At 67.6% G+C, this 11,500-nt stretch carries 11 protein-coding genes; 2 read left to right on the top strand and 9 right to left on the bottom strand.

All coding sequences use genetic code 11. The features are described 5' to 3' along the window. From WT53_RS22740 to WT53_RS22755, 4 genes are all read right to left on the bottom strand, one after another. A complete protein-coding gene (locus WT53_RS22740; protein WP_060261649.1) occupies positions 1 to 1,095 on the bottom strand; it encodes a triacylglycerol lipase in 1,095 nt (364 codons plus the stop codon). Between the two features lie 221 nt (positions 1,096 to 1,316). After that, entirely contained in the window at positions 1,317 to 3,449 is a 2,133-nt protein-coding gene (locus WT53_RS22745; RefSeq protein WP_060261652.1) for a TonB-dependent copper receptor, read from the bottom strand. Between the two features lie 83 nt (positions 3,450 to 3,532). Further along, complete coding sequence (locus WT53_RS22750; protein ID WP_034205204.1) at positions 3,533 to 3,901, bottom strand: DUF2946 domain-containing protein; 369 nt, start codon at positions 3,899 to 3,901, stop codon at positions 3,533 to 3,535. Positions 3,902 to 4,056: 155 nt separating this feature from the next. Beyond that, positions 4,057 to 4,593, bottom strand: a complete 537-nt coding sequence (locus tag WT53_RS22755; protein ID WP_034205205.1) for a cytochrome b — start codon at positions 4,591 to 4,593, stop codon at positions 4,057 to 4,059. 225 nt (positions 4,594 to 4,818) lie between these two features. On the opposite strand from WT53_RS22755, the gene WT53_RS22760 reads away from it, so the two are divergent. Then, positions 4,819 to 5,457 carry a Pr6Pr family membrane protein gene (locus tag WT53_RS22760; RefSeq protein ID WP_034206229.1) on the top strand — a complete coding sequence of 213 codons (639 nt, stop codon included), beginning with the start codon at positions 4,819 to 4,821 and terminating at the stop codon, positions 5,455 to 5,457. 67 nt (positions 5,458 to 5,524) lie between these two features. Here WT53_RS22760 and WT53_RS22765 read toward each other — a convergent pair whose 3' ends face one another. Then, positions 5,525 to 6,259, bottom strand: a complete 735-nt coding sequence (locus WT53_RS22765; protein ID WP_034205206.1) for a peptidoglycan DD-metalloendopeptidase family protein — start codon at positions 6,257 to 6,259, stop codon at positions 5,525 to 5,527. 427 nt (positions 6,260 to 6,686) lie between these two features. On the opposite strand from WT53_RS22765, the gene WT53_RS22770 reads away from it, so the two are divergent. After that, on the top strand, positions 6,687 to 7,007 hold the full coding sequence (locus WT53_RS22770; protein ID WP_011694691.1) for a hypothetical protein: 321 nt from the start codon (positions 6,687 to 6,689) through the stop codon (positions 7,005 to 7,007). A 112-nt stretch (positions 7,008 to 7,119) separates the two neighbouring features. On the opposite strand, the gene WT53_RS22775 is transcribed toward WT53_RS22770, so the two are convergent. From WT53_RS22775 to WT53_RS22790, 4 genes are all read right to left on the bottom strand, one after another. After that, positions 7,120 to 7,464: a DUF4148 domain-containing protein gene (locus WT53_RS22775; protein ID WP_034205207.1), complete on the bottom strand. Its 345-nt coding sequence runs from the start codon at positions 7,462 to 7,464 to the stop codon at positions 7,120 to 7,122. A 200-nt stretch (positions 7,465 to 7,664) separates the two neighbouring features. Next, positions 7,665 to 9,077 carry an NADP-dependent phosphogluconate dehydrogenase gene (gene gndA, locus WT53_RS22780; protein WP_021160879.1) on the bottom strand — a complete coding sequence of 471 codons (1,413 nt, stop codon included), beginning with the start codon at positions 9,075 to 9,077 and terminating at the stop codon, positions 7,665 to 7,667. Positions 9,078 to 9,174: 97 nt separating this feature from the next. Further along, positions 9,175 to 9,816, bottom strand: coding sequence for a DUF938 domain-containing protein (locus tag WT53_RS22785; protein WP_034205208.1), 642 nt, complete (start codon positions 9,814 to 9,816; stop codon positions 9,175 to 9,177). Continuing rightward, positions 9,813 to 10,715 (bottom strand): NAD-dependent protein deacetylase, encoded by a 903-nt coding sequence (locus tag WT53_RS22790; RefSeq protein ID WP_034205209.1) that lies wholly within the window; start codon positions 10,713 to 10,715, stop codon positions 9,813 to 9,815. Before WT53_RS22790 ends, WT53_RS22785 begins: the two co-directional genes overlap by 4 nt. Between the last annotated feature and the right edge of the window lie 785 nt (positions 10,716 to 11,500).

Here is an 11,500-nt window from a genome sequence, read left to right on the forward strand (position 1 = left end):
TCACACGCCCGCGAGCTTCAACCGGTTCGCATGCGTGCGGATCACGGCGACCGGATCTTCCGCATACGCGCCGCGCACGCCCAGCAACTGGTTGATCTCGTCGAGATGGTTCCACTTGTAGCTCGTGCTCAGCACCTTGCCGTACAGTGCGCTGCACTTCGACACGAGCCCGTCGTTCTGGCCCGAGCCGCGGTTGATCATCACCGTGCCCGTGCCATACAGCGCCAACGTCGACAGGTCGAGCGCGTTCGCCGGATCGACGACCGGAACGGTGCTCGTGTCCGTCGCCCCCGTCACGCCGAGCACGGAAAGCGTCGGCTGGATCGCCGTGCCGGCCCACGAATACAGCAGATGCGTGTTGCCGCCGACGGTTTCCGTCGACGCGCCGGTCTGGCAGCTTCCGGGCGCGCCGAGGCCCGCGCTCGGATAGTTCTGGTTGTAGGTGGCGGCCTGCGCGGTGGTCAGCGTCTTCAACGACGCGAGCGCGTCCTGGTTCGTGTTGTGGCTGCTGCTCGTCAGGATGCCGAATACATTGACGAATGCGGCGATCACCGTCGACGACAATCCGGTCGGATCGTACGCGAGCACGCCCTGCACGAAGTCGGCGAACTCGGAGCCGCGATGCGGCGTGCCGATCGTCGTCACCGACGCGACGAGATCGGGTGCGACGGCCGCGACATAGCGCGACGTCAACCCGCCCTGGCTGTGACCGACGAGATTGACCTTGGTCGCGCCGGTCGCGGCGAGCACCGTCTTCACGTAAGCCAGCAACTGTTCGCCGCGCCCGTTCGGGCCGTCGTCGCTCTGGAAGCCCGACAGGTTCGCGACGTAGACGGTCGCGCCATGCTGCTGCAGGTCTTCCTGGATGCCGTACCAGTACTCGAGTACGCCCGCATACTTGTCGGTGCCGGTCAGCCCGTGCACGAGAATGATCGGATAGCGCGTCGTCGCATAGTCGTCGACGGGCGCGCTTGCCGCCATCGCCGTGCGCGTCGTCGCGAGCGTCGTCAGCGCGGCCGTCCCCGCGAACGGCGCGACGCTCATCGCGCATGCCACTGCCCCTGCCATTACCCTGGAACGCATCGATCTGGCCATGCATGTTCTCCTGATTATTGTGCTGCCGGTGCGAATGACACCGGATCGACACGCATGCCGCATCGCGCGCACCGTGTGTGTCGACTGCGGGAGTGAAGCACGACTCGCGAACGTTTGCGCCCCGACTAGATACGGTTCTCTAATCGGTTGACGCGCACCGCCCGTTCGGGCGGTGCGGCGTTCATGCATGCGCATGCTGCGACGCACATGCGCGATGCGCGCTACAGCTTCGCGCTCACGCGCACCCACGCGGTCCGCCCCGGCTCCATCACCGGCGCGTTCGCCGGATAGCCGAAGCCCGCGTTGCCGGCGAGGTTCAGATGCTCGGTGTAGGCCTTGTCGAGCACGTTGTCGACGCCCACCGAGATCTGCACGGTCTTGCTGACGTTGTACTGCGCATGCAGCGACAGCACGCCGAATCCGGCGCTCGGGCCGAAGTCCTTGCCGACCACGTTACCCTCGTTCAGCGCGTAGCGATGCTGCGGCGCAACGATGCGCCACAGGCCGCCCGCCGACCATGCGCCGCGCGTGTATTCGACCCCGATGCGCGCTTCGAGCGGCGGCATCTGCGGCAGCGGATCGCCGCTCGCCACGTTGCGCCCCCACGCATACGCAAGCGACGTCTCGACGCGCAGCGGCGCGACCGGCCGCCACGACACGCCCGCTTCGCCGCCCATGATCTGCGCGTTGACGTTGGTTGCCTGCGTGGTCGGCCCCATCATGCCGGCCGCATAGTTGAACAGGATGAAGTCCTGTACGTAGCCCGCGTACGCCGCCACCCATGCATCGAACCGGTCGCTCCTGTATTGCGCGCCGATATCGAGCTGGGTGGTCTTCTCCGGCTGCACCGCCGAGAACGCGTTGACCGAGCCGGCCGGCCCGCGCGTCGCCGAGAACAGTTCCCAGTAGTCCGGATAACGCTCCGCGTGGCCGATCCCCGCATACCACGTGACGGGCAGCGACGCGAGATCGCGCTCGTAGCGCACGAAGCCGCTCGGCAGCACTTTCGTCCGATCGTCGTCGAAGGTCGGGTTCGGCTTGCTCGTCATCATGCCGCGCTGCATCGCACGCTTGTCGCGTGCGCTCGCATAGTCGACGCGCGCGCCGCCGATCACGCGCGATACGTCGCTCGCATACCACGTCAGCTCGCCGAACACGCCCGCGTTCCACATCGTCGCCTGCGCATCCCACGGCTGGTCGCGGTAGTTCTGCTGCCCCATCGACGACCGCGAATCGAGCCGGTTCGATTGCGCATCGACGCCCGTGACGAGCTTGAAGTCGTCGCCGAAGCGGAACGTCGCGGCCGCCCGTGCGCCGACCGTGCGGCGTCGCACGTCCGCGGCCATCCGCATCGGCATGCTGCTCGTCGGGTCGGGTTGCCGCAACGTGTAGTTGTCCATCACATGATCGGCTTCGTTGTAGTACACGCGCGCCTCGATCCGGTCGAGCACGTCGCCGAGATGCCGCTTGTCGAACGACAGGCCGAACGTCTCGCGGCGGAAATGCGCGCCGTCCATCCCGCGGCCCGCGTAGCGCGCATAGCCGTCGCCGGTGCCGGCGGTCAGCTCGACGCGCGTATGGTCGTCGGGGGTCCAGCCGAGCGCCGCATCGGCGTTCCACTTGTCCCACTGCGACGGCACGGTGTTGCCGTTGCCATCCTCGTAGTCCTGCGAATGCGCGTGGTTCGCGGTCACGCGGCCGTAGACGTCCGGCGTGCCGGCGCTCAGGTCGAGGTTCTGGTCGTTGCGGCCGAACGACCCGCCGACGAGACTGCCGTCGAAGCGCATGCCGGGGCGCTCGAAACGCGGCGTCACACGCTCGAACAGCACGGTGCCGGCCGACGCGCCCGGACCGTACAACACGGTCTGCGGCCCCTTCACGACGGTGACCTTGTCATAGCTTTCCGGCGCGATATACGACGTCGGCGCGTCCATCCGGTTCGGGCACGCGCCCAGCGTCGGCATCCCGTTCGCCAGGATGTTCAGCCGCGACCCGAACATCCCGCGCAGCACGGGGTCGCCGTTCGTGCCGCCGCTGCGGATCGACGTGAAGCCGGGGATCGTCTTCAGGTAATCGGCGCCGTCGCTCGCCGGCAGCGGCTGGCGCGGCGCCTTCGGATCCGTGACGACGACGAGCGGCGTCGACAGCGGCGACGCGACGACTTCGACGGGCGGCAACAGCACGGCGGCGGCGTCCGCCGGCGCGCCGGCCGCATGCGGGGTATCGGCCGCGGTAGCGCTCGCGGCCAGCGCGCTGGCGGCCAGCGCGGGAACGGTAAGTTTCAGCATGCGCGGCAGCGGTCGCGCACCGGTATTGCGCGACGCACACGGCGCACGCAACTGGAAATTGATCATGATCGAAAGCCCGAGTGGCGCCCTCCACGCGGCCTCGACGGGCCGCACGGATATCGGCGGAAGTAGGAACGGCGGGAAACGCGTCAGGCGCGCTCGGGCGGTGCGCGCGGATACGCGCGCGGATAGCGGTCGCTGCGCGCCACGACGGCAGGCGATGCGGCAGCGGAAACGGAAACGACGGGAATGGAGTCGACCGATGCGGCGGCAGGCGCGCCGATGGCCGGGCTATGCGCGAAGAAACCGCAGTAGCCGCACGCGTCGAGATGCAACGCATGACCGTGCATGCCGCCCGTATCGGACGAACGATGCGCACCATGATCGGTACTGCAGACGATCGCATCGGGCGTCGCCGCTTGCGCGATACGCCACTGCGACACCAGCGGCGCCGCGATCGCGATCCAGATCGCGAGCAGGCCAAGCCAGGCAGTCAGGTGACGATGTCGGTGCAGCATGCGCGGCGACGAGTAAGCGGAATGTAAAGGCAGCCGAGATGTTACAGAATGTTCGACGTGGTGAACAGTGCGGGCGACGGTAAACGAGCGGGGGGCGCATGGTTGTCAACGCAACCATGCGCCCCCGCGTGCTTCGCGCGCCGGAAACGGGACGATCAGGGCGCCATGCGCCGCAGCACGTCGTCGCGCCGGATGAAGTGATGGTAGAGCGCGGCCAGCGCATGCAGGCCGATCACGAAATAGAACGCGTTGCCGATCAGCTCGTGCGCTTCCTTGATCGTCGGCCGCAGCGCCTTGTCGGGGCCGAACAGCGTGAACGACACGCTAAGCCAGTCGAGCGACACCGGCTTGCCGCCCATGTTGATCATCATGATGCCGAGCAGCGGCTGCGCGATGATGAACACGTAGAGCGCGACATGCGCGAGCTTCGACAGCCAGCGCAACAGCGCCGCCTGCGGAATCGCTTCCGGCACGCGGCTGACGACTCGCCACAGCACGCGCAGTACCGACAGCACGAGGACGAACGTACCGGCCGTCAGATGCACGTTCATCCAGAACGCACGGCTGTCGCTGCCTTTCGGTCCGCGAATCTCGATGGCCAGGTAGGCCAGCGCGACCAGCACGAAGATGGCCCAGTGGAAGAAGATCGCGGGCGAGCTGTAGCGCGTCTGTTTCGCGAGGATGTTTTTCATGCTTCGTCTCGTTTTGTATTCGGGGAAGGCGCCAGTTGCAACCGGACGACGCCTGGCAATGCTGTGGCGATTGTAGCCGCACGGGCGCCCGGTTTTACACGACGCGATCAAATATCCGACGTATCGTCGACGCGCGCCGCGCAGGGCCGCCCTATGGAAAATCCGCATCGCGCACGCAGGCGGCTGTGGCACGATGAAGCTTTGGTGCGACGGCGCGCGGGCATCATGAGCAAAGCGTTCTTCGTTGCGGCCTACCGGCTGATCGCCGCGTTGCTCGCGGTGTCCACCACGCTGCACAGCGTCGCCGACTACTGGCGCCTGCCGAACTTCCATCTCGGCAACTACCTCAGCTACTTCACGCAACTGAGCAGCCTCTACGCGGCCGCGATGCTGGCCGCGGGGCTATGGCGCATCGCACGCCCCGGCTCGGCCCGCTACGAATCGATGCGCGGCGCGGCGGTGCTGTACGTGCTGATCACCGCGATCGTCTACGAGCTCCTGCTCGCGCGGCTCGATGCGCTGCGCCACGTCACGCCGGCGTTCAACAACTGGGTACTGCACCGGATCGTGCCGCTCGTGATGCTGTGCGACTGGCTGTATGTCGAACCGCGCTTGCCGATTCCGCGCCGCAGCGCATTCGCATGGCTCTGCTTTCCGGTCGTCTATCTCGGCTATACGCTCGTGCGCGGCGCGGTGGAGAACTGGTACCCCTACCCGTTCGTCGATCCGCGGCCGCACGGCTACCTGCCCGTCGCGATCCAGTGTTCGCTGATCGCGTTCGGCGCGGCGGCGCTCGCATTGGGCATTTGCTGGCTCGGCAATCGTGCGAGACAGTCCGGCGCCGCGACGCTCGAGAAAGGATGAAGGTGGAAAAGATGAAAGGGGGCGGGAACGTGTGCGCCACCCGGCGCACACGTGGCGATGCCGACGATCAGCCGCCGTTGCGCGGCAGGAAGTTCATCGGATCGACGACCTTGCCGTTCTGACGGACCTCGAACTCGAACGTCGAACGACCGCTCGCGTCGGTGCCCATTTCGGCGACCGGCTGCCCCTGGCGCACCGCGTCGCCCTCGTTGACGAGCAGCTTGCCGTTGTGCCCGTAGGCCGTGATGAGCCCGTTGTCGTGCTTCAGGATCACGAGCGGACCGTACGCCTTGACGCCGGAGCCCGCGTACACCACGCGCCCGTTTGCCGCGGCCCGCACCGAATGGTCGGGCCCGGACGCGGCGATCACGACGCCGCGCGTCTTGCCGGCCGAGAACGGTGTCGCGACGACGCCCGTGGCCGGCCATGCGAGCGAGCCCGGCTGGGCGGCCGCCGCGGGCGGCTGTCCGTACGAGGTCGCGGCCGGCGGCGGCGCGACCCGCAGCACCTGGCCCGGCGACACGGCGTCGGTGGGCGCCATGTGGTTCCAGCTGGCCACGTCCTGCACGCGCTGCCCGTAGGCGCTCGCGATGCCCGCCAGCGTATCGCCCGGGTTCACGCGGTAATAGCCGGCGATCACGCCCGGCGTCGCCGCCGACGTAGGCGCCGGTTGACGCGTGGGTTGCCAACTGTCGGTCCACGGCGTCATCGTGCAGCCCGCAAGCGCGATGGCCGCGGCAACGAGCGCCGCCTGCGGCAGCCAGCGCGTGAGCGCGTCGTGGATGGGAATAGTTTCTCTCAAGGGTCCTCCCGGATTTGCCGTCGTTGCGCCGCCCACCGCCCCCCGGCACGCAACGCACGATGTCCGGCCGAACGGCCGGATCAACCAGTATCCGACCGCTGTCGCGGCCGTCAGTTTCCACAGCGGGACGTCGGCGCGAATGAGCTCACCGGCCCCTTTTTCGCGCGTCCCGATCGGCAAAGATACCATTTGTGGCGGTCGAGGCTCCGACAGTTGGCGGATCCGGAAACAATCTTGCGGCGTCGCGCGGGCGCGCCGGCGGGCCGCGAGCCGTGCCGGGCGGGCCGCCCGGCCGGGGCTTCGGAGATTTCCCTGCGGCGTGCCGCCACCCTCGCCGCCCGTATCGGCCCCGTCATATTCTCCGCTTCGATCGCCGCCTATACTCGGTGATGCGCAGCGCGATCCAACGACAACGAGGAGCATGACAATGAATAACGCGACGTTTCTCTCCGTGCAGCTCGACGCCGACGATTTCGCCGGTTCCAGCGGTCTGGTCGAATTGCTCAACCGGCACCTGCTGTTCGCGACCGACGTCGCCGAAGCGGCCGACGCGCTCGTCCAGCTGGCGAGCGTCACGCACCTGACCGGCGCCACGCGCCACAGCGTCGAGTTGCCGGTCCTCGCGATCGAACGGCTGCGCGACGCACTCGATACGCTGAGCGGTTACGACGAAACGTGGCTGCAGGTACTGGAACCGGCCGAAGCGCTGTTTCGCGATATCGGGCGCGGCAGACGCCCGCTGCACTGAACGGCGGCGCATCGCGCGCCGCCAATGAAAACAGCCCGTCGTACCGCACTAGCGGTACGACGGGCTGTTGTACTACAGGGGGTCGGATCCGGTCGCCAGCGCGGCCGTACCATTAACGACCCTTGTAGACCGGTGCGCCGTCCGAGATGCGCTTGACTTGCCAGCCGGTCTTGGCCGCAGCCGGTGCGCCCGATTCCTGGCCGGCGGCCGGTTGCGCACCGTAGCCGGTCGTGTCGGCCGCAGCGACGTTCTGTTGCGGGTTCACACGGGCTTCGGCAGCCTGGATGCCTTCCGGGTAGTTGGTCCGGTCGCTGCCCAGCTTGTAGCCGGCCTGTTGCAGCTGGACCAGCTCGGCCTTCACCTGTGCACGGGTGACGGGCGCGTTCTGTTGGGCGAACGAGACGGCGGGAACGGCGAGGACAGCAGCAGCAGCGAACGTTGCGATCAGCGATTTCATGATTACCTCCGGGATTTTTTTGCTCCGCCGCACACACCATGTCTGCAGCGATGGAACAAAGTTTAGTCCCGTCAGCACCTAGGGAAAACCATGAAAGAGCGAAAACACTGTTTCCCCGGAGCCAACAATGTCGACATCCGGGATAGAAAAACCCTATTCAAAGAATAGATTTTCGCAACAATGCGGCCGCCGCCAGCCGGTTACGACCAGTTCGCGTGGAAGCTGCCCGGCTTGTCGGTGCGCTCGAACGTATGCGCGCCGAAGAAGTCTCGCTGCGCCTGCACAAGGTTCGCCGGCAGCCGCTCCGAACGGTAGCTGTCGAAGTACGCGACCGCCGATGCGAACGCCGGGACCGGCACGCCGGCCTTCACCGCGGCCACCACGACGTCGCGCAGCGATGCCTGGTAGTTCGCGGCGATGTCCTTGAAGTACGGGTCGAGCAGCAGGTTCGCGAGCGCCGGATCCTTCGCGTACGCGTCGGTGATCTTCTGCAGGAAGCGCGCGCGGATGATGCAGCCGGCGCGGAAGATCTTCGCGATCGTCCCGAGATCGAGGTTCCAGCCGTACTCTTCCGACGCCGTGCGCAGTTGCGCGAAGCCCTGCGCGTACGAGATCACCTTGCTCAGGTACAGCGCGCGGCGCACCGCTTCGACGAACGCGGCACGATCGCCGTCGAACGGCGCGGCGGCCGGGCCCGACAGGATCTTGCTGGCCGCGACGCGCTCGGTCTTCAGCGACGACAGCACGCGCGCGAACACCGACTCCGTGATGAGCGGCAGCGGCACGCCGAGATCCAGCGCATTCTGGCTCGTCCACTTGCCGGTGCCCTTCTGCGCGGCGCGATCGAGGATCACGTCGACGAGATGCTTGCCGGTCTCCTCGTCCTTCTTGCCGAAGATCTTCGACGTAATTTCGATCAGGTAGCTGTCGAGCTCGCCCTGGTTCCATTCGGTGTACACCGCGCCGAGTTCGTCGTTGGTCAGGCCCGCGACGTCCTTCAGCACCGAGTAGCTTTCGGCGATCAGCTGCATGTCGCCGTATTCGATGCCGTTGTGGACCATCTTCACGTAGTGGCCCGCCCCGTCCGGGCCCATGTACGCGACGCACGGCTCGCCGTCCGACGGCGCCTTCGCGGCGATCTGCTTGAGGATCGGCTCGACGAGATCGTACGCGTCGCGCTGGCCGCCGGGCATGATCGACGGGCCGCGCAGCGCGCCCTCTTCGCCGCCCGACACGCCGGTGCCGATGAAATGCAGGCCCGACTGCGCGAGTTCCTGGTTGCGGCGGATCGTGTCGGTGAAGTGCGTGTTGCCGCCGTCGATCAGCACGTCGCCCTTCTCGAGCAGCGGCTTGAGCGATGCGATCGTCGCATCGGTCGCTTCCCCGGCCTTCACCATCATCAGGATCCGGCGCGGCGTTTCGAGCGACGCGACGAATTCCTCGAGCGTATAGGTCGGCACCAGATTGCGGCCGGGGAATTCGGCGATCAGTTCGTCGGTTTTCTCGCGGCTGCGGTTGTACACCGACACCGCGTAACCGCGGCTCTCGATATTGAGTGCGAGATTGCGGCCCATCACCGCGAGCCCGATCACACCGATTGCTTGTTTGCCCATTAGTCAATTCTCCGGAAAAAACGGGGCGCGACCCGAGCCGGGCCGCGCGCACAGGCGAAAGGATAGTGGAAACCCGGCGGCGCTGCGCGCTTGCGTGTCATTGCTCCGCGTGCGGCAGGCGCCGGAACACGACGCTCAGGTTGTTCGCCGGCATCTCGACGACCTCGATGCAATCGAGCCCGCGATCGAGGCCGAGCGCGACCACGGTCTCGAGATCGCGCACGCCCCACGATGGGTCGCGGCTGCGCAACTGCCGGTCGAAGGCTTCGTTCGACGGCGCCGTATGCCGGCCTTCGCGACGGTACGGGCCGTACAGGAACAGCACGCCGCCCGGCCGCAGCACGCGCGACGCCCCCGCGAACAGCGCGTCGGTGCAGGCCCACGGCGAGATATGAATCATGTTGATGCAGACGATCGCGTCGAGCGCCGCGACCGGCCACGGCGTGTCGCGCACGTCGAACGCCAGCGGCCCGGCGACGTTCTCGAGGGCCGCATGCGCGACCCACGCGGCGATCGAACGCCGCGCGTGCGCATCGGGATCGCTCGGCTGCCAGTGCAGGCCCGGCAGCTCCTGAGCGAAGTGCACGACGTGCTGCCCGGTGCCGCTCGCGATTTCGAGCACGTTGCCGCTCGCGGGCAGCACGCGGCGCAGCACGTCGAGGATCGGGCCGCGATTGCGTTCGGCCGCCGGCGCCGACAGCCGCGCGGACGGATCGGGCGAAGTAGCGGCGCCGGTCACGATGCATGCTCCTTCGTGTCGCCGTTGCGCCCGAGCCCCAGCCGCGCCACGAGTGCGTCGAGCGCGGGGGCGCAGCGCGCCTCGACCTTCAGCGTCAGCATCGGGTCGGCGCGCGTACGGCCGAGATTGAGTGCGGCGACCGGCTTGTGCTGCGCCTGCGCCCACACGCAGAAGCGGTAGCCGGAATACACCATCAGCGACGAACCGACGACGAGCAACGCGTCGGCCGCCTCGAGCGCCTGCGACGCCAGCGCCACGCGCTCGCGCGGAACGTTCTCGCCGAAGAACACGACCGCCGGCTTCAGCAGGCCGCCGCACGCGGGGCACGCCGGAATGCGGAACGTATCGAGCGCGGCCCATTCGAGGTGCGCGTCGCCGTCCGCGGCCGGCTCGGCCTGCGCGCCCAGCAGCTCGGGATTGTCGGCTTCGAGCACGGTCTGGATCGCGGCCCGCGCATGATGCGCGCCGCAGTCGAGGCAGGTCACGCCGTCGATGCCGCCGTGCAGTTCGATCACGTCGCCGCTGCCCGCGCGCTGATGCAGGCCGTCGACGTTCTGCGTGACGAGGCGCTCGATCCGGCCCGCGCCGCCGAGCCGCGCCAGCGCGACATGCGACCCGTTCGGCCGCGCGCGGCCGACGACCGGCCAGCCGATCATGCTGCGCGCCCAGTAGCGGCGCCGCGCGGCGTCGGAGCTGAGGAATTCGTGAAGCTGAATCGGCGGCGAGCGCATCCATTGGCCATTGCGGTCACGGTAACCGGGAATGCCGGAATCGGTGCTGATGCCCGCGCCGGTCAGCACGAGCAGGCGAGGATGACGCTCGACGAACGTCTGCAGCGCATCGAGCGCGGCCGGATCGGCGTCGTCGATGGAAGAATCGGGCAAGGCGTTATCGTTCATGTTGGCAACGTGATCGGTCGCGCCGGCAGGCCGTGCGCCCGCACGGGCCGCCACGCACGCCAGCACATGATACAGAACGCCGTGCGATCGGGCCGGCCGCCGCCACGGCACGCGGGCGCGGACAAAAAGACGCCCGTCGCCGCTCGGCGACGGGCGCTTCAACAATTGATCCATCGGGGTAGTGGATCAACTGACAGCACAATGTTGCGACGTCCGTCATGCCGCGATCGACGGACGCTCCCCTGGACTCCGCGTGTTCCGCCCGGTCGCGCACGTTGGCGCGTCGCCGGCTTTCCCGACCCGATCCCGCTCGGTGCGCTCGTCATGCCCGCGCAATGCGCGGCGTGCAAACGCATGCGCCGCGCGACGACGTGCGTTGCGCCAAGGCATGACGATTCCGGGATCCGGGCCGGGGCCATCCGCCTGCACGCGGTTCGCCCGCGACGGCCGACCGGCACCGGTCGGACTCGTGCGTCACGCATGCACGCCGTCGTTCGGAACGAACCCGATTACTCGGATGGAACGTAAAGCCGCGCGCTCACGTCACCGCAATCAACGGCGAAGCGAATACCCTGGCAGGTCGGCGATTCATGTTTGCAACACGACACGTTGCGTTTCGGTCTTTTTTCATTCTCTTGTCCCCGTCTTCGATATGTCCGACCCACTGAAGCGATTGCCGAGCCGACTGCACCCGCGATCGCACTCACGGCCCATACAACCATGCAAGGAGCGCACCATGCTTCATGCCGCAAGGCCTCGCGGGCCGCGGGCAGGCATCGCACCCC

It is taken from the genome of Burkholderia sp. MSMB2157WGS (genome assembly GCF_001532755.1).
Lineage (GTDB): Bacteria > Pseudomonadota > Gammaproteobacteria > Burkholderiales > Burkholderiaceae > Burkholderia.

Excerpts from the sequence above, each read along its gene's own strand:
- WT53_RS22740 (WP_060261649.1), bottom strand. The coding sequence starts at position 1,095 with ATGGCCAGATCGATGCGTTCCAGGGTAATGGCAGGGGCAGTGGCATGC.
- WT53_RS22745 (WP_060261652.1), bottom strand. The coding sequence starts at position 3,449 with ATGATCAATTTCCAGTTGCGTGCGCCGTGTGCGTCGCGCAATACCGGT.
- WT53_RS22750 (WP_034205204.1), bottom strand. The coding sequence starts at position 3,901 with ATGCTGCACCGACATCGTCACCTGACTGCCTGGCTTGGCCTGCTCGCG.
- WT53_RS22755 (WP_034205205.1), bottom strand. The coding sequence starts at position 4,593 with ATGAAAAACATCCTCGCGAAACAGACGCGCTACAGCTCGCCCGCGATC.
- WT53_RS22760 (WP_034206229.1), top strand. The coding sequence starts at position 4,819 with ATGAGCAAAGCGTTCTTCGTTGCGGCCTACCGGCTGATCGCCGCGTTG.
- WT53_RS22770 (WP_011694691.1), top strand. The coding sequence starts at position 6,687 with ATGAATAACGCGACGTTTCTCTCCGTGCAGCTCGACGCCGACGATTTC.
- WT53_RS22775 (WP_034205207.1), bottom strand. The coding sequence starts at position 7,464 with ATGAAATCGCTGATCGCAACGTTCGCTGCTGCTGCTGTCCTCGCCGTT.
- gndA (WP_021160879.1), bottom strand. The coding sequence starts at position 9,077 with ATGGGCAAACAAGCAATCGGTGTGATCGGGCTCGCGGTGATGGGCCGC.
- WT53_RS22790 (WP_034205209.1), bottom strand. The coding sequence starts at position 10,715 with ATGAACGATAACGCCTTGCCCGATTCTTCCATCGACGACGCCGATCCG.